Raw genomic sequence first — 21,620 nt, forward strand, 5'->3', positions numbered from 1 at the left:
TTTTTGTTGCGCAATCGGATGTCGGCAGCTCAGGCTTTTGGGCGAAGCGCGGGGTAGGGCTCGAAATGCTTGGCGAATTTCGCCGGCCATTCCGTCAGCGCCGCACGGCCATTCTCCCATTCGCCGGGAAAGCGCAGCATGAGATAGCCAAGCGTCGCCGCCAGCGCGAAGTGGCCGCCATGCAGCTTCTTGGCCGTCTTCGGCAGATGCTTGTCCAGATAATCCAGGCTGCGATTGATCTTGGCCCACTGCCGGTCGATCGCGTCCTGGCTGACCAGTTCGGGTGACCGGTAGCGCTTCTCGTAGACGATGGCGAGCAGGCAGTCGCTGATGCCGTCGGCCAGCGCTTCCAGCACCTCGGCCTCGGTCCGCTTCTCGTCCTTCTTCGGATAGAGCCGCTTGTCGCCGATCCGGTGTAGGTAATGCATGATGGCGCGGCTGTCGAAAATCGCCGTGCCGTCGTCGGTGATCAGCGTCGGGATCTTTCCGAGCGGATTGGTGTCGACGAGTTCAGGCGGGTTTTCCGCCGTGTTCACGCGCTCTTCCTCGAGCTCGATGCCGAGATGGCGGGCGGCCATGCGGACCTTGGAGGAGTAGGGCGAGGCGGGCGCGAAGAGCAGCTTCATGACGGGTTCCTGTGGCTCTCGTGGCGGGGTTCAGCGCAGGGGTAGAATGGTGATGTCGGGTCGGCGGCAGGATCGGCTGTCGACCTCCGGGCATGCACGGAAGCCGAGCGACCGGTCGAGGCAGATCCTGACTTCGTCGACTCTCTCCCTATCACAGGTGACGGCCACTGCCGAGCGGCCAAGCCCCGGATTGCTGCGGATGAAGGCAGCTTCGATCGCCTCGGGCGAGGTGCGGCTCTGGCGGTCGACCGCGGCAAGTTCGTCGGGAATACGAATTTTATCATGGGCTTGGCGCACGAGCTTGAAGTAGTCGCTCATTTCAAGCCCAGAGCAGGAGCCATGCTTGCGCCACTGGTGCCCGATCAGACCCATGCTCGGCATGATGTCCATCACCCTCCGGCCGATGCGGTCCGGAACACGGCTTCCCTCCGGTGTCGGGCAGTTCTCCGGCCAGCCTTGCTCGTTCTGCGGCCAGAGGCCGTGGACAACCCAGCCGAAATTCTTGTCTGCGCCGCATTGCTCACGATTGCGGCCTGCCGCCTCGCTGTCGCAGAAGGTGGGTGACCACGAAAGCGCGAGAACGTAGAAATCGAAGCCACTGCCTTCAGGAATGTCGCGGGCTGCAACGGTCGGTGGCGGGGAGGCTGCTCGCTCGGAATTTGCCGTCGGGACGGGCCGGTCGATGGGCGCATCCGCTGGCAGGAAGCTGTAGGCGACAGAGGCTGCGAGCAGCAGGCCGATGGCGTAAAGACCCGTGTAGCGTCCCATGCCGCCTCCCGCTCAGTCTTCGCCGCGCAGCCAGAAGCAGCGATGCGAGGCATAGCGATCCTGTGCCATCAACCGCTTCAGCTCGGGAAGTGCCAGATGCATCTCGTCCTTCAGCGTATAAGGCGGATTGACGATGATGAGGCCGGTGCCGGAGAGACCCGTCTGGTCGCGATCGCTCTTCACATGCAGTTCGGCGCAAAGCATCTTCGGAATTTCCAGCGCCTGAAGCGCCTCGTGGAATTCCTTGATCGGTGCGCCCTTCTTGATCGGATACCAGAGACAGTAGACGCCGTTGGCGAAGCGGCGATGGGCTTTGGCAAGGCCATCCACCAGCCGCTCGTATTCGCCTTCCTTCTCGAAGGGCGGATCGACCAGCACGATGCCGCGCTTTTCCTTCGGCGGCAGATGCGCATTCAGCGTCAACCAGCCGTCGAGTTCGGTCACCCGCACCTGGAAATCGCCCTCGAACAGACGCGACAGGGCGCGAGAATCCTCAGGATGCAGTTCCATCGCCGAGAGGCGATCCTGCGGGCGGAAGAGATCGCGCGCGAGCTTCGGCGATCCCGGATATTTGGTCAGCGGTCCTCCGGCCTCGCGGCCTGGGTTGAGCGCCTTCACCGCATCGAGATAGGGCGCCATGATCTCGGCCACCTTCTCCGGCAGCTCGGCATCGATCACCTTGCCGATGCCTTCGAGCCATTCGCCCGTCTTCTGCGCTTCCTCGGACGAGAGGTCGTAGAGGCCGATCCCGGCATGGGTATCCAGCACGCGGAACGCCTTGTCCTTCTGCTGCAGGTAGACGATCAGCCGCGACAGAACGAGGTGCTTCAGGACATCGGCAATATTGCCCGCGTGATAGATGTGGCGATAATTCATTGATGGTTCCGATGGCACTGATGATTTGTTCGAATGGGGCTTTTGAGCGTATGGGCCTTGGCCTATAACCGGCCCATGAACATCCAGAGCCCCATTCGAAACCGGTCGGTCGGTCATACGGCCTGTCCGCATGACTGTCCATCCACATGCGCCCTCGACGTCGATCTGACCGAGGACGGCCGCATCGGCCGTGTGCGTGGGGCAACCGAAAACAGCTACACGGCTGGCGTCATCTGCGCCAAGGTCGCCCGCTACGCCGAGCGGCTCTATCATCCCGATCGCCTGATGAAGCCGGTGCGTCGGGCAGGACCTAAGGGAGCGGGCCAGTGGCAGGATGTCACCTGGGAGGCGGCCCTCGACGAGATTGCCGATGCCTTCGTGAAGGCCGAGCAACGCCATGGTTCGGAAGCGGTCTGGCCTTATTTCTACGCCGGCACCATGGGCCTCGTGCAGCGCGATTCCATTGAGCGTCTGCGCCACGCGAAGAAATATTCCGGCTTCTTCGGCACGATCTGCACCAACATGGCCTGGACGGGTTATGTCATGGGCACCGGCACGTTGCGCGGCCCGGACCCGCGTGAGATGGCCGTCTCCGATTGCGTCGTGATCTGGGGCACCAATGCGGTCGCCACTCAGGTCAACGTGATGACCCATGCGGTCAAGGCCCGCAAGGATCGGGGCGCCAAGATCGTTGTCATCGACATCTACGACAATCCGACGATGAAGCAGGCCGACATGGCCCTGATCCTGAAGCCCGGAACGGATGCGGCGCTCGCTTGCGCCGCCATGCACATCGCCTTCCGCGACGGTCATGCCGATCGCGCCTACATGGCAAAATTCGCCGATGACCCGGCAGGTCTCGAAGCGCATCTGAAAGACAAGACGCCGGAATGGGCCTCGGCCATAACGGGTCTCTCCGTCGAAGAGATCGAGGCCTTCGCGCGTCTCGTCGGCCAGACGAAGAAGAGCTACTTCCGCCTCGGTTACGGCTTCACCCGCAGCCGCAACGGCGCGGTCTCCATGCATGCGGCGCTCTCGCTCGCAACCGTGCTGGGTTCCTGGCAATACGAGGGCGGTGGCGCCTTCCATTCGAACAGCGACATCTTCCAGCTCAACAAGGCGGAGTTGATGGGCACGGCCATGGTCGACCCCGAGATCCGCATGCTCGACCAGTCGCAGATCGGGCGCGTGCTGACCGGTGACGCCGAGGCGCTGCGCCATCGCGGGCCGGTCGATGCTCTGTTCATCCAGAACACGAACCCGGTGAATGTCGCGCCCGAACAGCGGTTGGTGAAACAGGGCTTCCTGCGCAGCGACCTCTTCGTTGCCGTGCACGAGCAGTTCATGACGGAAACGGCAGAACTCGCCGATATCGTTCTGCCGGCCACCATGTTCGTCGAGCATGACGACATCTATCGCGGCGGCGGCCAGAGCCATATGCTGCTTGGCCCGAAGCTGGTCGACGCGCCGCCTTTGGTGCGCACCAATCTCTTCGTCATCGAGGAACTGGCCAAACGCCTCGGGGTTGCCGATCGTCCCGGCTTCGGCAAGACCGAGCGCGAGCATATCGACCACATGCTCGCCGTCAGCGGCAAGCCGGATTTCGACACGCTGCTTGAGGACAAGTGGCTCGACTGCCAGCCGGCTTTCGAGGACGCCCATTACCTCAAGGGCTTTGCCCATCCCGACGGCAAGTTCCGCTTCAAGCCGGATTGGGAGAATACGCCCGCCCCGAACAAGCCGCCGGCAAGGCTCGGCTCGCTCGGCCCCGTGAAGCAATTGCCCGTCTACCCCGATCAGGTCGACCTGATCGAAGTGGCCGATGCCGAACATCCCTTCCGGCTGGCGACGTCTCCGGCGCGCAACTTCCTCAACTCCACCTTCGCCGAGACCAAGACCTCGCGCGACAAGGAAGGCCGTCCGGAAGTCATGGTGAACCCTGCCGACGCCCTGAACCTCGGCCTCGCCGACGGCGATGTCGTGCGCCTCGGCAATGTCAGAGGTGAGCTTCGCATCCACGCCAAAATCACCGATGCCGTGAAGCCGGGTGTGCTGGTGGCGGAAGGCCTCTGGCCGAACAAGGCGCATCTCGATGGCGAAGGCATCAACGTCCTGACCGGTGCCGACCCGGCAGCCCCCCATGGCGGCGCCGCCTTCCACGACAACAAGGTCTGGATGAGAAAAGCCTGAGTATGAGCATTTTCGACAAGGCCCGGATCGCGATCCTGGAAGACAAGACGCTGTGGAAGGGCTGGAGCCATCTGCGTGGCATCACCTTCGATTTCTTCCGCGAGGGCAGGGCGCCACATCGCCTGACCTGGGAAGTGTTCGACCGCCGCAATGCCGCAGCGATCCTGTTGCACAACGTCGAACGCGACACCGTCACGCTGGTGCGTCAGCTGCGCATCGCCGCCCATCTGAGTGGCGAATATCCGTACCTGCTCGAAACGCCCGCCGGCTTCATCGATGACGGCGAGACCGCGCTGCAGGCGGCGCTTCGGGAGGCGCGCGAAGAAACGGGTTACAAGATTGCCCGGGCCACACCCGCCTTCGCCGCCTTCATGTCGCCCGGCTCCGTGACCGAAAAGCTCCACGGTTTCTATGCGGCCGTGACGGATGCCGACCGTGTCGCCGAGGGCGGCGGGCTGGACGACGAGCACGAGGACCTCGAGGTCGTCGAACTCGGCTTTTCCGAGGCGCTGGAGATGGTCGAGGCCGGCGAGATCATCGACGCCAAGACGATCATGCTCCTGCAATGGGCGGCACTTCGGCGGGATCAGCCCGCCGAGATCTAGTCGTCGAGGGCTGCGATATAGCCGCCTGTCTGTCGTGCCCAGAGACGGCTGTAGAGACCCCCGGATGTCAGCAGGTCGTCCGGCCGCCCCTCTTCGACAATTCGTCCCCGGTCGAGAACGATGATCCGGTCCATCCGGGCAATCGTCGAGAGCCGGTGGGCGATGGCGATCACCGTCTTGCCCTGCATCAGCAGGTCGAGCTTTTCCTGAATGGTCGCCTCGGCCTCGCTATCCAGCGCCGATGTCGCCTCGTCCAGAACGAGGATCGGGGCATCTTTCAACAGCACGCGAGCGATGGCGACGCGCTGGCGCTGGCCGCCGGACAAACGAACGCCGCGATCGCCGACAAAAGCCTCGCGGCCGGTCCGGCCTTCGCCATCCTTCAGATCTGCAATGAACGCATCTGCGCTGGCGTCGTGAATGGCCGCGGTAAGCTCGGCGTCGCTGGCATCGGGCCGTCCATAGAGAATGTTGTCGCCGATCGACCGGTGCAGGAGCGAGACATCCTGGGTGATGTAGCCGATCTTCTGTCTGAGACTGGCCTGGGTGACGGTTGAGATATCCTGGCCATCGATGAGAATCCGCCCGCTCTTCACATCGAAGAGCCTGAGGAGAAGGCTGACCAGCGTTGTTTTGCCGGCACCGGAGAGCCCCACCAGCCCGACCTTCTCTCCGGATCGGATATGGAGGGACAGTTGCTGGAGAACCGGCGTTTCATCGCGGTAGCCGAAGTCGACACGTTCGAATCGGATGTCACCCTCTGTCACGACCAGTGGGCCGGCCTGAGGAGCGTCCACCACTTTCGGCGCATTCGTCATGACGGGCATGGCGTCCCGGATCGTCCCGACCGCCTCGAAGATCTGCTGGCCCATGCTGAGGAAGCCACGGGAATTGGCCGAGAGGCGCTGTGTGAGCGTGATCGCCGCGACGAATTCGCCGATTGAAACGAACCCCTGGACCATGCCCCAGACACTGACGCCGAAGATCGAGAGAAAGAGCAGGACATTCAGCGTAATGACCGCGGCATCGGAGAGGATGCCCACGCGGCGCTCCTGATACTGTGCGCCCATGGTCCGGGATATCGCATTGCGCAGCGCTCCGGCCTCGCTGTCCTCGGCAGCAAAGAGCTTCACGGTCTGGATATTGCTGTAGAGATCGGTCATCGAACCGACCAGCCGGCTGCGCGCCTTGGCGGATTTGCGCGCAGTCTCTGAGAACTTCGGGATCGCCCGCCGTGCGATGAGAACATTGCCACCGATCCAGATCGCCACGGGGATCGCGAGAGGCCAGGAGAGGGTGATCATCAGGGCGAATGTGCCGATGAGTTGCACGAGGAAGTGAGGGAAGGTCCAAATGCCGACGGCAAGCTGCTGCTTCACGGAGGAGGCGACCTGCGCGATGCGCGTCGCCACCTGACCGGCGAAGAGATCGTGGAAGAAAGCGAGATCCTGTCGCTCGACCGCCTTGTGCCCGTGCCACTGGATGAGTGCGGGGAGCGCGACACTCACCACATGCGAACCGAGCGTGTTGCAAAGGAAGCTCATGACCGGTGTGATTGGAAAGAACAGGATGAGGAACAGGATGAGGGCCGTCTGGTGCTCACGCAGATAGGGAATTGCGCCGCCAGCCGAAATGCCGTCGACGAGGTGCGAGACACCCCAGATGACCGTCAGGTTCGACACTTCGATCGCCGCACTGAGGGTCAGGATCGCCAGCATCGGCCCCGGGGCAAAGCGGGCAAAATGGTAGAGCAGCCTTATGGGCCCGGCATCTGGCAAGGGCTGGAAGGGAATGTCGAGCGGGCGGAGCAAGCCCTCGAACGGGCGGAAAAGACGATCGGAAAAGGACATCTGAAACACTGCGCTGATAAAGTGAAAGACCAAGAGCGGAGGCAATCACTGGCAGTAGATCATGAGTCTGTGGCATCAGGAAGTTGTTGTCCCCGCGGCCGGTATGCCGGTGCGGGGAAGCTTCGTGATCCCGTTAGATGGTCCCCTTCACGCCCGCGGTGACCATGATCGACTGGAACTCGGACGCGGCGCCGTCTTCGGAGCTGGCGCTGGCGCCGGTGACCGTGTTGCGGACATGGGCATCGCCGCGGGTCTTGAAGATCTTCTGGAAATCGCCGCCGACATAGATGGAGGCCGATTGCAGAACCTGGTAGTCGGCCGTCACCGTTGCTCCAAGCATCGGAGCGGGCTCCATGGTGTCGGTGAAGCGCAGGTCTCTCAGCCAATGGTCGTCGACGCCCTTGTAGCTGATCGCAGCCCCTCCACGCAGGACGCCGGAGAGCGTCAAGGCGCCGATTCGCTGCTGGGCATTGGCGCTGAGAAAGACGGTCGGAATGCGTTGCTCGTAGCTGATCCCCTTCACCCCATCCGCGAAATTGCCGACCGTGTCGTGCAGCGTGGTGTTGGTGTAAATGTAGCTGCCGCCGCGCGCCGTCCATTTGACGTCGGTATAGCCGAAACCGCCGCCGATCCCGAGGCGGGTTGCGCCGGTGTCGACGAGCGCCCGTTCGGCTTCCAGGAGAACATTGATGTAGCGGTCGAGCTCGGTGTCCGGATGCAGCGACTGGTGCGTCCAGCCGGAATAGGACGTGTCCAGCCAGTCGCGGTCTTCCATGAAGCCGTCACCGCCAAGGCCGACATCGACGCGTCCCTTCAGCGTCCAGGCATAGCCGATATCGACTTCCCCGCCGATCGTGCCGGTCTTCACGCCCTTGCTCTCCCAGTCGAGCTGGCTGACCTTGTAGTCGCCGCTATAGACGTATTCGCCGGCCTTGATGTTCGCCATGCCGATGCCGGCAAAGTAGCGCACCGTCCCGGCTGACGAACTCGAATAGGCGTCCTGGCCGAAGGCTGGAGCGGTGAAGAGCAGGGTGCCGCCAAGCGACAGAGCTGAAATAACCTGGAGATTGAACATGTCGTGACCGTGTCGATGAGATAATCGTTACGGTTGCATGTTTATGGTTAAGAGAATGCTATCAAACGGCGATCGCGCGTGCAGTCGGTCGATTTGCGTCAGCCGCTGATCAGCCGTGCGTCTGCGTCTGTCTCCGACGCCCGTCGCTCGACACTGCCATCGGCGCGCATGGTGACGCTGCCCGACGCCACGAGCTTCAAGGCGAGCGCATAGGTCTGATGCTCGACCGTGAGCACCCGTGCTGCCAGCGTCTCTGCCGTATCGTCGATCAGAACAGGCACGACGGACTGCGCGATCACCGGGCCTTCATCCATGCCTTCGGTAACGAAATGCACGGTGCAGCCCGCGACTTTCATGCCGGCATCGAGCGCACGCTGATGCGTGTGCAGGCCGGGAAAGAGCGGCAGCAGGGACGGATGGATGTTGAGGATCCGGCCCTCATGTGGCCGGATGAAGTCACCCGAGAGCAGGCGCATGTAGCCTGCGAGGCAGATGAGGTCTGGGTCGACCTCGGCGAGTGCCGCAAGAATTGCCGCCTCGTGCTCGGCCTTCGAGCCATAGCTTTTCCGCTCGAAAACGTGTGTCGGGATGCCGAGTGCTTCCGCCTTGGCAAGACCCGCGGCCTCCGGTTTGTCGGAGAACACGGCGACGATTTCCGCCGGATAGTCGGCCGCTTCGCAGGCTCTGGCCAGCGCCAGCATGTTCGACCCGCCGCCGGAGATGAAGGCCACGACGCGTTTGCGGCCGCTGCTCATAGGGCGAGCGTACCCTTGTAGGTCACGCCATGCGCACCCTCTTCGCGGGCAATCATGCGGCCAAGGCGGGCAACGGTCTCACCTTCGGCTTCCAGCACCTTGGTCACCTCGTCCACCTTGTCGGCGGGAACGACGACGATCATGCCGATGCCGCAGTTGAAGGTGCGCAGCATCTCGTTCTGGGCCACGCCGCCGGTCTTGGCGAGCCAGGAGAAGACGGCGGGAACCTGGAACGAGGATAGGTCGATTTCGGCGGCGAGATGCTTCGGCAGCACGCGCGGAATGTTTTCGGGGAAGCCGCCGCCGGTAATATGGGCAAGCGCCTTCAACGCCCCAGTTTCCTTGATCGCCTTCAGAAGCGGCTTCACATAGATGCGCGTCGGGGTCAGCAGCGCTGCGCCCAGTGACTGTCCCTCGGCAAAGGGCGCCGGAGCATCCCAGGCAAGGCCCGAGACTTCGACGATCTTGCGCACCAGCGAGAAGCCGTTGGAATGCACGCCGGAAGACGAGAGGCCGAGGATCACGTCACCTTCGGCGATATCGCCAGCCGGCAGCAGTTCGCCGCGCTCGGCAGCACCCACGGCAAAGCCTGCAAGGTCATAGTCACCCTTGGAATACATGCCCGGCATCTCGGCAGTCTCGCCCCCGATCAGCGCGCAACCCGCCTCGCGGCAGCCGGCAGCAATACCCTGCACGATCGCCGCACCCTGATCGGGATCGAGCTTGCCGGTGGCGAAATAGTCGAGGAAGAGCAGCGGTTCGGCGCCCTGGACCACGAGATCGTTGACGCACATGGCGACGAGGTCGATGCCGACTGTGTCGTGGATATTGGCGTCGATCGCGATCTTCAGCTTGGTGCCGACGCCGTCATTGGCGGCCACCAGGATCGGGTCCTTGAAGCCGGCGGCCTTGAGGTCGAACAAGCCGCCGAAGCCGCCGATCTCGCCATCCGCCCCCGGACGGCGTGTCGACTTCACGGCCGGCTTGATCTTCTCGACCATCAGGTTGCCGGCATCGATGTCGACGCCCGCATCGCTATAGGTCAACCCGTTCTTGCCAGCCTGGCTCATGCCTGCCTCCGATCCTGCGAGAATTTCGGCTGGCCATGGCATGAAGAGGCTTCGGATGCAAGCAGCGAGCCGGGGAAGTGCACGATTTCCCGGCCATTCTAGGCCGAGATCGTCTCTTGTCGCCATCCGCGAGGTGCCAGTTCTTGACCAAGGCTTTGCCGGTAACCTATCTCCTACTGCGGCACCGCAGCATGCGGGAAACGCCCGCGCCGCCCAAAGCGGACAACAAGGTTCTGAACGGAGACGGATATGGCTCGCAACATCAGTGCTATCGGCCTTCGCCGCCAGGTCTTCTTCTGGCTGGTGACGCTGGCGTTCTTCGTCGCCTTCCTGATGCTCTTCTCGTCGATCCTGCTGCCCTTCATTGCCGGCATGGCGCTCGCCTATTTTCTCGACCCGGTCGCCGACCGGCTGGAGCGCATCGGCCTCAGCCGATTGATGGCGACGGTGGTGATCCTTATCTCCTTCGTGGTCGTCTTCGTGCTGTCGCTGATGATCATCATCCCGGTCCTCGCCAGCCAGCTCAACGAATTCATTCAGCGCGTGCCCGGCTATGTCACGCAGCTGCAGACCTTCATCGCGACCTCGAACGCCTCCTGGCTGCCGGATTGGGTCGACAGCCAGATGGGCACGATCCGGGAGAACTTCTCCCGCTATCTCAGCGAAGGCGTCGGCTTCCTCGGCACTCTCGTCGAGCAGATCTGGAACTCCGGCAAGGCACTCCTCGACATCGCCTCGCTGCTCGTCGTGACGCCGGTCGTGGCCTTCTACCTGCTGCTCGACTGGGACCGCATGATCGAGAAGGTCGACAGCTGGGTGCCGCGTGCCCAGGTCGCAACCGTGCGTCAGCTGGCGACCGAACTCGACAATACGATCGCCGGCTTCGTGCGCGGACAGGGCTCTCTCTGCCTGATCCTCGGCATCTTCTACGCCGTGGCGCTCTCGGCCGCCGGCCTCAATTTCGGCCTGCTGATCGGCTTCTTCACCGGCATGATCAGTTTCATCCCCTATGTCGGCTCCACCGTCGGCCTGCTGCTGTCGCTCGGCGTGGCGCTGGTACAGTTCTGGCCGGACTTCATCTGGATCGGCGTCATCGCCGGCATCTTCTTCCTCGGTCAGTTCATCGAGGGCAACATCCTGCAGCCGAAACTGGTGGGCAAAAGCGTCGGCCTGCATCCGGTCTGGCTGATGTTTGCCCTCTTTGCCTTCGGCGCGCTGTTCGGCTTCGTCGGCGTCCTTGTGGCCGTGCCCGCGGCCGCTGCGGTCGGCGTCCTTGTTCGTTTCGCCATCTCGCGGTATCTTGAGAGCGATCTCTACTACGGAACCTCGGTCGTCATTGCGCCGCCTCACCAGCCCGTCGGCGAGATCGCACCCCCAAGCTCTAAAGACGTGCCCGAGGCATGAATGACTGACGCCAAGATGGCTGCCGAAAAACGCGGCACCGCCGAACAATTGCCACTTGCCTTCGAACACGGCGCTGCGACCGGTCGCGACGACCTCTTGGTCTCCGAACGCATGGCCGCTGCCGTGTCGATCGTCGACGCCTGGCCGGACTGGCCATCCCCCGTGGTGATCCTGACAGGGCCGGAGGGCTCGGGAAAATCCCATCTTGCGCAAATCTTCAGGGACACCAGCGGCGCAACCGACATTGCGCTTCAGCCGGGCAAGGGCGCGTCGCAGGCCGCCGCAGCCGGTCCGGTTCTGTTCGAGGATGCCGATCGCAACGGTTTCGATGAGGTCGAACTCTTCCACGTCATCAATGCCGTGCGCCAGCACGGCACGACGCTTCTCATCACGTCGCGCAGCTTCCCACCGTCCTGGAACGTGGCACTGCCGGATCTCAACTCCCGCCTGAAGGCTGCGACCGTCGTGGAGATCGGTGCGCCCGACGAAGAGCTTCTCGGTCACCTGATCACCAAGCTCTTCGCCGACCGCCAGCTTTACATCGATGACAAGATCGTCGGCTATATCGTCAGCCGCATGGAGCGTTCATTCTCGGCCGCCCAGGTGGTGGTCGATCGCATGGACAAGCTGGCGCTGGCACGCCGCGCCAAGATCAGCCGAAGCCTGGCTGCAGAGGTTCTCGAAATGCTGGAGGCGGCAGACATCAGCGAGTAGTCGTCACAGATCTGTCGTTAAACTGTTATAATCGGCACCAACGATAACCAGAGGGCGAATCATGGACAGCGCAGTACAAGGCACGGGCAGCGACAGCGGCGCGGAGGCAGCACCCGCCGAAGACCTGCTGACCAGCCCGCTGCGCTTCATCAACCGCGAATTTTCCTGGCTGCAGTTCAATCGCCGCGTCCTTGAGGAAACCCTCAATACTGCCCACCCGCTGCTGGAGCGCGTGCGCTTCCTGTCGATCTCGGCCGCGAACCTGGATGAGTTCTTCATGGTGCGCGTGGCTGGTCTCGAAGGCCAGGTGCGCCAGGGCATCGCGATCAAGAGCCCCGACGGCAAGACGCCGGGCGAGCAGCTCGACGACATCCTGAAGGAAATCGACAATCTGCAAATGGAGCAGCAGGCGTCGCTCGCCGTCCTGCAACAGTATCTGGCCCAGGAAGAAATCCTCATCGTCCGCCCGGCCGCCCTTTCGGACGAGGACCGGACCTGGCTCGAAACCGCGTTCCAGGAATCGATCTTCCCGGTCCTCACGCCGCTCTCGATCGATCCGGCTCACCCGTTCCCCTTCATCCCGAACCTCGGCTTTTCCATGGGCCTGCAGCTCTGCTCGAGCCGCAACGGTGAACCTATGACGGCGCTCTTGCGCCTGCCGCCGACGCTCGATCGCTTTATCCGCCTGCCGGACGAAGGGGTGACGATCCGCTACATCACGCTGGAAGACGTGGTCGGCCTTTTCATCAACCGGCTCTATCCGGGATATGAGGTCAAGGGCTACGGTACGTTCCGCATCATCCGCGACAGCGATATTGAAGTCGAAGAAGAGGCCGAAGACCTCGTGCGCTTCTTCGAGACCGCCCTGAAGCGCCGTCGCCGCGGCTCGGTGATCCGCATCGAGGTGGACAGCGAGATGCCGGTCGGCCTGCGCCAGTTCGTGGTGCATGAACTCGGCGTGCCGGATAACCGCGTCGCGGTCTTGCCGGGGCTGCTTGCGCTCAACACCATTTCTGAAATCACCAAGGCCCCGCGCGATGATCTGCGCTTCGAGCCCTACAATGCCCGCTTCCCCGAGCGCGTGCGTGAGCATGCGGGCGACTGCCTGGCCGCTATCCGTGAAAAGGACATGGTGGTTCACCACCCCTATGAGAGCTTCGACGTCGTGGTGCAGTTCCTGCTGCAGGCCGCGCGCGATCCCGACGTTCTCGCCATCAAGCAGACGCTCTACCGCACCTCGAACGACAGCCCGATCGTCCGCGCTCTGATCGATGCTGCGGAAATGGGCAAGTCGGTCACGGCGCTTGTCGAACTCAAGGCGCGCTTCGACGAAGAGGCAAACATTCGCTGGGCCCGCGACCTCGAGCGCGCCGGTGTGCAGGTCGTTTTCGGCTTCATCGAGCTCAAGACCCACGCCAAGATGTCGATGGTCGTGCGCCGCGAAGACGGCAAGCTCAGGACCTACTGCCATCTCGGCACCGGCAACTACCATCCGGTCACGGCGAAGATCTATACGGACCTGTCCTTCTTCACGTGCAACCCGAAGATCGCCCATGACATGGCGAATGTCTTCAACTTCATCACCGGCTATGGCGAGCCGGAAGAGGGCATGAAGCTCGCGGTTTCGCCCTACACGCTGCGCCCGCGCATCCTGAAGCACGTCCGCGAAGAGATTGAACACGCCAAGGCCGGCCGCCCGGCCGCAATCTGGATGAAGATGAATTCGCTGGTCGACCCCGAGATCATCGACGCGCTTTACGAGGCGAGTGGCGCGGGCGTCGAGGTGGATCTCGTCATTCGCGGCATCTGCTGCCTGCGTCCGCAGGTGCCTGGTCTGTCGGACAACATCCGCGTCAAGTCGATCGTCGGCCGCTTCCTGGAGCACAGCCGCATCTTCTGCTTCGGCAATGGCCACGGACTGCCGTCCGAAAAGGCACTTGTCTACATCGGCTCGGCCGACATGATGCCGCGCAATCTCGACCGGCGCGTCGAGACATTGGTGCCGCTGATCAACCCGACGGTGCATGAGCAGGTCCTGTCCCAGATCATGCTGGGCAACCTGATTGACAACCAGCAGAGCTACGAGATATTGCCCGACGGCACGTCTCGCCGCATTGAAGTGCGGCAGGGTGAGGAACCTTTCAACGCGCAGCAGTATTTCATGACCAATCCGAGCCTGTCGGGTCGCGGAGAAGCATTGAAATCGAGCGCACCGAAACTGATCGCCGGCCTCATTTCCGGCAGGAAAAGATAACACTGGTACCTCATGACAAGATCTGAAGCGCAGGGGCGCCTTCCCGGTATCGCCCCTGTCTCCGTTGTCGACATCGGCTCCAACTCGATCCGTCTGGTGATCTATGAGGGCCTGTCCCGCGCACCGACGGTTCTCTTCAACGAGAAGGTTCTCTGCGGCCTCGGCAGGGGCGTTGCGACGACCGGCCGTATGGACGAGGATGGCGTCGAGCGCGCTCTGGCCGCCTTGCGCCGCTTCCGCGCGCTGTCCAACCAGGCCAAGGCCACGCGCATGTTCGTGCTCGCGACCGCCGCGGCGCGCGAAGCGTCGAACGGGCCAGACTTCATCGCGCGGGCCGAAGAGATCCTCGGCCACGAGATCCTTGTCCTGACGGGTGAGGAAGAAGCGAAGTTCTCGGCACTCGGCGTCGTCAGCGGCTTTCACGATGCCGACGGCATCGCAGGCGACCTCGGCGGCGGCTCGCTCGAACTCATCGATATCAAGGGCAAGAGCTTTGGCAAGGGCATCACGCTGCCGCTCGGTGGCCTGCGCCTCTCCGAGACGGTCGCGGGCTCACTCCCCAAGGGCCGCGCGCTGGCGAAGAAGCTCATCGGCGATGCGGAACTGCTCAAGAAGGGGCAGGGCCGCACCTTCTATGCCGTCGGTGGCACCTGGCGCAACATCGCCAAGCTGCACATGGAAATCCGCAAATACCCGCTGCACATGATGCAGGGGTATGAACTGCCCTATGACGAGATCGCCTTCTTCCTGGAAGAGATCATCTCAGGCGCCAATGCTCGCGACCCGGCCTGGTCGACGATCTCCAAGAGCCGCCGCAACCTCATTCCCTTTGGCGCCGTTGCCATGCGCGAAGTGATCGAGGTCATGCAGCCGAAGAGCGTCTGTTTCTCCGCCCAGGGTGTCCGTGAAGGCTATCTCTATTCGCAGCTTCTGGACGAAGAGCAGGCACTCGATCCGCTGATCGAAGCTGCTGATGAACTGGCGATCCTGCGTGCGCGCTCGCCCGAACATGCGCGCGAGCTCGCCGACTGGACCGGCCGAATGATGCCGTTCTTTGATATCGAAGAAACGGAAGAGGAAAGCCGCTATCGCCAGGCGGCATGCCTGCTCGCCGACATCAGCTGGCGCGCCCATCCCGATTATCGCGGCCTGCAGGCGCTGAACGTGATTGCCCACTCTTCCTTCGTCGGCATCACCCATCCGGGCCGCGCCTTCATCGCGCTCACCAACTATTATCGCTTCGAAGGCCTGCACGACGACGGCCAGACCGGGCCGTTGGCGGCCATTGCCACCGAGCGTCTGCTCGACCGCGCCAAGCTCGTCGGCGGCATGCTGCGTGTCGTCTACCTCTTCTCGGCCTCCATGCCCGGTGTGGTGAACAACCTGACGTTCCGGCGTTCGGACAATCCGGAGCTCGACCTCGAATTCGTGGTGCCCAAGGCCTATGAGGAATTCTCAGGGGAACGGCTCGACGGCCGCCTGACCCAGCTGTCGAAGCTGACCGGCAAGCGGCTTGCCTTCCTCTACGAATAACCGGGATTGCCCGCAGCCAGGATATCGATAATCCTTTGATCGGAACCGCGCCTTGGGCGCGGTTCTGACGACTTACGCCGTGCTGTGGTCCAACTCCGGGGTGGTAGCGATATGGTGTTCGGCAGGCTTGGCAGAGGTCGCAATCGTCTGGCGCGCGAGGTGGTCTCCGTGACCGCTGTGGCTGTGTCGGCACTCCTGGCCACGGCAGCTTGGGTGTCGGCGGAGGATGCCCGCAAGTGGATCGGCGATCGGCAGGAGAACATTGCCACGCTGATCTATGGTGTGCCGCAGAGCGACGACGCGCCGATTGCCTTCCGATGCGAGCTGCCGGCCCGCGACTTCTTCGTCACTCTGGCCATGGACCCGAACTTCGAGCCGAAGGCAGGGACGGTTCCACTGACGCTAACCGCGCCACCATCGACGGAGCAGCTGGCGCTCGAGGCGGACATCCTGTTCATCGAGGACATGGAGGTCACATTCCTGGAGGCCAAGCCAGCTTTCGACGTGCCGATTGCGCGGATGTTGAAGCAGGGCAGCGAATTGCGCTTCACGCTCGGGGAAAAGACCTTCGTTTATCCTCTGGCCGGGGCGGCGGACGCCATGGGCCCGATTGAGGCGGCCTGCGCCAAGCCTACTTGAAGGCCGGTTTGCTCTGTCTGCCTAAACAACAGAGGCGCGGGGCCACTGGCCCCGCGCCTTGACGTGATGCGACCGGATCGGGCGACGCCTGCCGCCCGACCCAGGCACGAATGACTGCCGCTTACTTCGCGGCGAGGAAGTCGCCGACTTCGAGCAGAACGAACTCGTTGTCGTCGGCCTTGTCCAGCGCACGACCGGCCGAGAAGGGCAGGTTGTTGTCGTTGCCGACGATGATGTGGGTCGGATCGACCACATCGACATTCTCGATGGTCACGAAAGGCATGTCGTAGAAGCCTTCGCCGCCGCCCTGGCGCTTCTTGTTATCGGGGTCTTCGATCTTCATCAGATCGATATAGCCGATCTTGCGCACGGCCTTGCCGGCATTCTCGTCCGTCATCTCGATCTTGTAGATGCGCTTGTGCTTGGCCGGAACGGCGAAGCAGTCGGCAGCCGGAGCCTTCGGATCGGCACAGGCCTTTTCAACGACACCCGCACCATTATCACGCTCGATGACCAGGGCCGTCGTTTCGTCGATCATGTTGAAATCGCCGATCGCCTCGCCGCCTTCCGACAGCGGATAGAGCCAGGTCTTGCCCGTCCAGGCCTTGGAGGCGGCATCGAGTTCGATGATGCGCAGTGCGGTCAGGCCATCGGCCTTTTCGACAGAGCCGTCTTCGAGATAAAGCGGACCTTCAAGCAGGCCGTAGAGCTTCGTGCCGTCCTTCGACATGGCGAGGCCCTCATAGCCGCCGGAGCGCTTGAGGTTGAAGACGGGCATCTTGGCGGCCGGATTGGCCGGAACGACGAGCGTCGGATTGTCGGGCGACTTCACCTCGGTTTCACCGGCCTTGGTGGCGATGACATCCGTCAGCATGCCCTCGGTCGAGAACTTCAGCATGTAGGGGCCGAGCTCTTCGCCGACCCAGAAGCCGTCAGCCACCGGCTGGATGGATTCAACGTCGAAATCGGCGCCGGTGAGGTAACGCTTATCAGAGCCTTCCATGGCGATCGGGAAGGGGGCCTTCTTGTCCGGATCAGAGAGGAAGAGCGTCTTTTCGACATTCACGGTGCCGGCATCCCAGTCGAAGGTCAGGTGGTGCAGCATCAGCATGGCGTCGGTCGAGTTGATCTTCGAGCCGAAGCCGTTGTCGGAAAGGCTCCAGAAGCTGCCGTCTTCCATGGCCTTGATGCCGGAGAAGCCCTGCAGCGGCTGACCATCGAAGGGAAGCGAAAGGCCGGTCAGGCGTACGCCGTCCTTGCCGGGCACGCTGCCGAGCGCGTCGGCGCGCTTGCGATCCGCCGTCGTGAACTTGCCGGAGGTCTTGAGATAGGCGGGTGCATCCGCAGGGGCGGCGATAATGGTGTTGGCCGGCAGGATCGCGTGACTGACGAGCTTGGACGGGAAGACCTTCTCCTCGGCCGAGGCCTGGGAGACGAAGAGAACGAAGAGGGCGGCGGAAGTCAAAAGGGCTTTGGTCATAGCGTCACCTTGTTGGAAGGGAGGAAACGCCGCAGTCCATAAGCAGGCTTCATGTCGCACCGATTGCGATCAGGTGAAGTTTCGGTGACGTCAGCGGTTACCCACAGCCGCCGCGAGCCATGCCGGCAAGGTGCCGCGATCCTCGCCGGTGACGGCGGCGTCCACACAGGCGGCAAGGCTGCCAAAACGCATGGTGCGCCCGGTGAGGCCGGGACCGTAATGGGCGTATTTGCCGGAATTGGTCATGATGACCTCTGCCTCGACGGGAATGATCGGCTCGGTCACCATGCACCAGCAGGTGTCGTTGACGAGCGTGACGCCGAAATCTGCGAGAGCCTCAAGGTCGCCTGCGGCCTCGGCTTTGACCATCTCCGCCCGGCCGCAAGTGACGACGAGCGGCACGCTCGCATGCCGTCTCTTGCCGCGACAGAGATCGGCTAGTGCTGCCAGTTCCGTCGCGGAAAAATGCGGATTGCCGAGTGAAACAAGCTGTACCGGACCGGCACCTGCGCCGTTCAGCTCGCGCCAGGCTCGCTGAAGGTCGTCATGAGTGAGTGAAATTGTCGACAGATCCAGTGCGGCGAATGCACCCGGGCTCTGCGCTTCCGGCGTGACGTCAGCGATATGAAACATCGGTGCCGCCGAGGTGGTGGCAAACGCTGCCCCGAACGCCTTGAGAGCGTCCGTGTCCGGTAGATGTTGGGACACCCCCTCGACGAGCGGAATGGCATCCGGCGAGACGGTCCCGATCAGATAACCGAGAAGTGGCCAGAGACTGTCATCCACGTCCTCAAGCGGCGGCACGGTGACGCGGATCTGGGGCAAGCGCTCTTCCGGCAGATGGCAGCCTGCCTTGGGTGCCCGGCCGGTCAGCGCGATCGCGATGTCGAGATAGTCAGGATATTTCATCGTGCGCGCGCCAAGCACGCTGTTGGCATAGACGACGGCATTCGATTCCGCCCAGACGATCTGCTCGTCGCGCGCGGGCCGGTCATCGAGCAGATAGGGCGCGCAGGTGAAGGTAGGTTGGGCGCCCATCGCCACATAGGCATCGGCCACAGCGGCCGCCGAACGCCCAAGCGCTTCCGCAACACCCTGCACCTGCCAGCGGCGATGATCGACCGAAATCGCGTTCAGCGTCGTCGGTACAACGACGCGGCCGCCCAGATCGCGCAGCTTCTCGGCAAAGGCGAGGCCACCGGGACCGGTGTAGATGCAGCCGTCTATATGGGCGCGGGTGATGTCGATGAGTTCTCTCGCGCCCTCAAGCGCCGCCATCCGGAGCACGATCCGCATGGCGACCGCTGCCGCTTCGCCCCGCTCGCCTGCGAGAATGGCCTGGTCCCGATCCGTGAGCGCGATCTCCGCACCCATGCCAGCAACGCCGTCGCTGATCCGGATATGCCTCGCTGTCTTCAATGCAGCAAATTGCTCTTTGCCGACCGCAATCACCGGAATGGACTGCCCGAATACTTCCTCCGCGACGATGACGCCGAGCGTGATGATCGCCTCGGGATGTTCGAGCACGATCGCCGCGGGACCTTGTCCGTTAAGGATCAGTTCGAGGATCACGCCGCTGCCGGTGCAGGAGCCGCGGCTGGTGGGCAGGGCGAGCACGCGGCCGGTCAACCGCTCGCCGCTCAACGGGTGATGCCGGTCGATGATCTCGCCGGTCACGGCGTCCGCACCGCCCCAGAAGCTGAGCGCGGTATCGGTGAACAGCACCTCGCCCTCGGCGGAGCCTGAGACGAGCACGCGGCCCGTGATGTCGACGGTGTCAGTGAGGCTGCTCATTATTCCGTTTCCGTCAGTGCCAGAACCGCAAAACTCGCCAGCCAGTGTTCGCCCATATAGTCGCCCGCCACATGCGCGATCCCGGCTTTAAGATGCCCATGCGCGGCCTTGATCATCACAGGTCGGCGTGGGTCCGTGTCGGGCAGGGTGCTGGCGAGCGAAGACCAGCACCAGGCGCGGCTAAGGCTCAGGCCATCGAGATGGGCGATCTTGCCGTCCGAGCGATCGGAAACGGAGGCGGGCGCAAACAGCGTGCGCGGCTCACCGGTTGCGATGTCTGGCAGGAAGGCATCGAACCAGCGGGCGAACTCGGTGGCGGGCAGGAGTCGGCGCATGCATTCCGCCTCGATCAGAGCCGGCGACAGGAAGTCGTCCCCCGAGGGCTCGCCCCAGGCGGGGCAGGCGGTGTCGGAGCCGTACCAGCGCAGAGCCGTCGCGCGCAGCAGTTCGAAGAAGGTGCCGTCTCCGACGGTCTCGGTATAGTCGGCGGCGAGCCTCAGCGCGAAGGCGGTGTTGTAGTGCGTGCCCACCCGCACCGGATAGGTGGCCAGCGGCAGGAAGTCGCGGAAGCGTTGGACGATCCGCTCCGTCAGCGGAGACAGCGCAGCGCCCCAGGCTGGAACCTCGTGGCCGTGCAATTCGGCGGCAAGCTTCAGCAACCAGCCCCAGCCATAAGGGCGCTCGTAACCGCGCGCCATCGGCCGGTCGAAATAGGCACATTCGCCAGCGATCCTGTCGGGCACCAGCATCGTGGCGAAGAGATCTCGGATCGCCTGCGCCTCGGGCATCTCGGGGTGGAGCCGCAGCAGCCGCGCCAGCATCCAGTAGCCGTGTACGCAGGAATGCCAGTCGTAACTGCCGAAGAACACTGGATGAAGCTCGGATGGCGTCTTCGCGTCTTCAGGCCCTTCGAGCCCATGGAGGATGTGATTGGGATATTCGCGGGTGACATGCCCGAGCGCGATCGTAGCAAGGCGGGAGGCAAGCTCGGATGTCAGCCGCGAAGTCATCCCTTATCTCCTAAGTCCAGCCGGTCGCCCCAGTCAGCCCGGCGGATCTCCTTGAAGGCCTCGCCGTCGCGTTTGCTGAGCGTCAGTTCGGCAGCCGTGCCATCGGTGCGACAGAGCTTCACCCGCCCGACACCGCCATTGACGCGCGGCGGAGCCAGCACCCGGTCGCCGCTGATCGTGACAGGCTCGCGCGAAGCGGCGATGAAGATGTATTTCTCGTCTTCCCACGGCACTTCCGCCCCCTTGGCCATCCGGTGCACGCGTGAGCGCGCCACGCGCCTCGAGAAGTGGCACCAGTCCGGTGCCACGATCGGACAGTCTTCCGCATGCATGCAGGGAGCGACAAGATGGGCGCCGAGGGATCGGAGCTTATCTCTAACTGTGAGAATGCGCTGCCAGCCGGCCGGTGTGCCGGGCTCGATGATGACGAGCATGCCCTTGGTCAGATCCCAAAGCTTTTCCGTGACGGCTGCGATGGTCGTCGGCGGCAATTCGTCCAGGACATAAGCGAGCGTTACGAGGTCAGCCGCAGCGAGCGCCGGGATCTTCCCCGTCACGTCACCCGCCTGCCAGTGGTTCTTCACGCTGCCGGAGGCGGCGAGTTTTTCGCCGACGCTGCGGATTGCGCCACTCGCTTCCACCATCTCGGCCGATGCCAGGCTGCCCCAGGTATCGGCGGCCGCCCAGAGTGCAGTGCCGGGACCGCAGCCGAGATCGATCAGCGTCTGAGGCTGGAAATTCGGTGCCGCATCCTCGACCATGGCGAGCGCTGCGCGGACCGCCGCAAAGGTGGCGGGCAGGCGTGTCGCGAGATAGGCCTTGGCGGCCAGCGCATCATCGATATGAAACCGCCCGTCACGCACCTCGCGACGATAGCGATCGGACAGGATCGCGCTCGCCCTGGCGAGCTTTTCGAGCGGCTCGCCCTGAAGCATCTGGTCGACGGCGGAGCGAAGAGGAGCGGGGAGTTCCATTCT

18 protein-coding genes are annotated in these 21,620 nt (G+C 63.2%); 7 read left to right on the forward strand and 11 right to left on the reverse strand.

Features of this window, described 5'->3' with window-relative positions; all coding sequences use genetic code 11:
- Positions 1-29: 29 nt before the first annotated feature.
- Genes FAA86_RS05750 through FAA86_RS05760 form a run of 3 tightly spaced genes read right to left on the reverse strand, consistent with a single transcriptional unit; the run spans position 30 to position 2,270 of the window.
- The gene (locus FAA86_RS05750; RefSeq protein WP_136538849.1) at positions 30-626 is read right to left on the reverse strand and encodes a glutathione S-transferase family protein; all 597 of its coding nucleotides are present in this window, start codon (positions 624-626) and stop codon (positions 30-32) included.
- Between the two features lie 30 nt (positions 627-656).
- The gene (locus FAA86_RS05755; protein ID WP_136538851.1) at positions 657-1,394 is read right to left on the reverse strand and encodes a ribonuclease T2 family protein; all 738 of its coding nucleotides are present in this window, start codon (positions 1,392-1,394) and stop codon (positions 657-659) included.
- 12 nt (positions 1,395-1,406) lie between these two features.
- Complete coding sequence (locus tag FAA86_RS05760) at positions 1,407-2,270, reverse strand: 23S rRNA (adenine(2030)-N(6))-methyltransferase RlmJ (protein WP_136538853.1); 864 nt, start codon at positions 2,268-2,270, stop codon at positions 1,407-1,409.
- Between the two features lie 75 nt (positions 2,271-2,345).
- On the opposite strand from FAA86_RS05760, the gene FAA86_RS05765 reads away from it, so the two are divergent.
- A complete protein-coding gene (locus FAA86_RS05765; protein ID WP_246035010.1) occupies positions 2,346-4,460 on the forward strand; it encodes a molybdopterin-containing oxidoreductase family protein in 2,115 nt (704 codons plus the stop codon).
- Between the two features lie 2 nt (positions 4,461-4,462).
- Positions 4,463-5,065: an NUDIX domain-containing protein gene (locus FAA86_RS05770; protein WP_136538857.1), complete on the forward strand. Its 603-nt coding sequence runs from the start codon at positions 4,463-4,465 to the stop codon at positions 5,063-5,065.
- Here the strand turns inward: FAA86_RS05770 and FAA86_RS05775 are convergent.
- The 4 genes from FAA86_RS05775 to purM form a co-directional block, all read right to left on the reverse strand.
- Positions 5,062-6,915 (reverse strand): ABC transporter ATP-binding protein, encoded by a 1,854-nt coding sequence (locus FAA86_RS05775; RefSeq protein WP_136538859.1) that lies wholly within the window; start codon positions 6,913-6,915, stop codon positions 5,062-5,064. The genes FAA86_RS05770 and FAA86_RS05775 overlap by 4 nt on opposite strands.
- 133 nt (positions 6,916-7,048) lie before the next feature.
- Positions 7,049-7,990 carry an omptin family outer membrane protease gene (locus tag FAA86_RS05780; protein WP_136538861.1) on the reverse strand — a complete coding sequence of 314 codons (942 nt, stop codon included), beginning with the start codon at positions 7,988-7,990 and terminating at the stop codon, positions 7,049-7,051.
- A 98-nt stretch (positions 7,991-8,088) separates the two neighbouring features.
- A complete protein-coding gene (gene purN / locus FAA86_RS05785) occupies positions 8,089-8,745 on the reverse strand; it encodes a phosphoribosylglycinamide formyltransferase (protein WP_136538863.1) in 657 nt (218 codons plus the stop codon).
- Positions 8,742-9,815 (reverse strand): phosphoribosylformylglycinamidine cyclo-ligase, encoded by a 1,074-nt coding sequence (gene purM, locus FAA86_RS05790; RefSeq protein WP_136538865.1) that lies wholly within the window; start codon positions 9,813-9,815, stop codon positions 8,742-8,744. Before purM ends, purN begins: the two co-directional genes overlap by 4 nt.
- 249 nt (positions 9,816-10,064) lie before the next feature.
- On the opposite strand from purM, the gene FAA86_RS05795 reads away from it, so the two are divergent.
- From FAA86_RS05795 to FAA86_RS05815, 5 genes are all read left to right on the forward strand, one after another.
- Positions 10,065-11,219 (forward strand): AI-2E family transporter, encoded by a 1,155-nt coding sequence (locus FAA86_RS05795; RefSeq protein WP_113459315.1) that lies wholly within the window; start codon positions 10,065-10,067, stop codon positions 11,217-11,219.
- Positions 11,220-11,933, forward strand: a complete 714-nt coding sequence (gene hdaA / locus FAA86_RS05800; protein WP_136538867.1) for a DnaA regulatory inactivator HdaA — start codon at positions 11,220-11,222, stop codon at positions 11,931-11,933. It abuts the gene before it with no gap.
- A 61-nt stretch (positions 11,934-11,994) separates the two neighbouring features.
- Positions 11,995-14,187, forward strand: coding sequence for an RNA degradosome polyphosphate kinase (locus FAA86_RS05805; RefSeq protein ID WP_113459317.1), 2,193 nt, complete (start codon positions 11,995-11,997; stop codon positions 14,185-14,187).
- Between the two features lie 12 nt (positions 14,188-14,199).
- Positions 14,200-15,720 carry an exopolyphosphatase gene (ppx, locus tag FAA86_RS05810; RefSeq protein ID WP_136538869.1) on the forward strand — a complete coding sequence of 507 codons (1,521 nt, stop codon included), beginning with the start codon at positions 14,200-14,202 and terminating at the stop codon, positions 15,718-15,720.
- A gap of 168 nt (positions 15,721-15,888) precedes the next feature.
- Positions 15,889-16,359, forward strand: a complete 471-nt coding sequence (locus tag FAA86_RS05815; protein ID WP_136538871.1) for a hypothetical protein — start codon at positions 15,889-15,891, stop codon at positions 16,357-16,359.
- 121 nt (positions 16,360-16,480) lie between these two features.
- On the opposite strand, the gene FAA86_RS05820 is transcribed toward FAA86_RS05815, so the two are convergent.
- The 4 genes from FAA86_RS05820 to FAA86_RS05835 form a co-directional block, all read right to left on the reverse strand.
- Entirely contained in the window at positions 16,481-17,839 is a 1,359-nt protein-coding gene (locus FAA86_RS05820; RefSeq protein ID WP_136538873.1) for an esterase-like activity of phytase family protein, read from the reverse strand.
- Between the two features lie 90 nt (positions 17,840-17,929).
- Complete coding sequence (lhpI, locus tag FAA86_RS05825; RefSeq protein WP_136538875.1) at positions 17,930-19,633, reverse strand: cis-3-hydroxy-L-proline dehydratase; 1,704 nt, start codon at positions 19,631-19,633, stop codon at positions 17,930-17,932.
- Positions 19,633-20,643: a DUF2891 domain-containing protein gene (locus FAA86_RS05830; protein WP_136538878.1), complete on the reverse strand. Its 1,011-nt coding sequence runs from the start codon at positions 20,641-20,643 to the stop codon at positions 19,633-19,635. Before FAA86_RS05830 ends, lhpI begins: the two co-directional genes overlap by 1 nt.
- Entirely contained in the window at positions 20,640-21,617 is a 978-nt protein-coding gene (locus FAA86_RS05835; RefSeq protein WP_136538880.1) for a small ribosomal subunit Rsm22 family protein, read from the reverse strand. Before FAA86_RS05835 ends, FAA86_RS05830 begins: the two co-directional genes overlap by 4 nt.
- Positions 21,618-21,620: the final 3 nt, after the last annotated feature.

It is taken from the genome of Rhizobium rosettiformans W3 (genome assembly GCF_004912135.1).
Classification (GTDB): domain Bacteria; phylum Pseudomonadota; class Alphaproteobacteria; order Rhizobiales; family Rhizobiaceae; genus Allorhizobium; species Allorhizobium rosettiformans.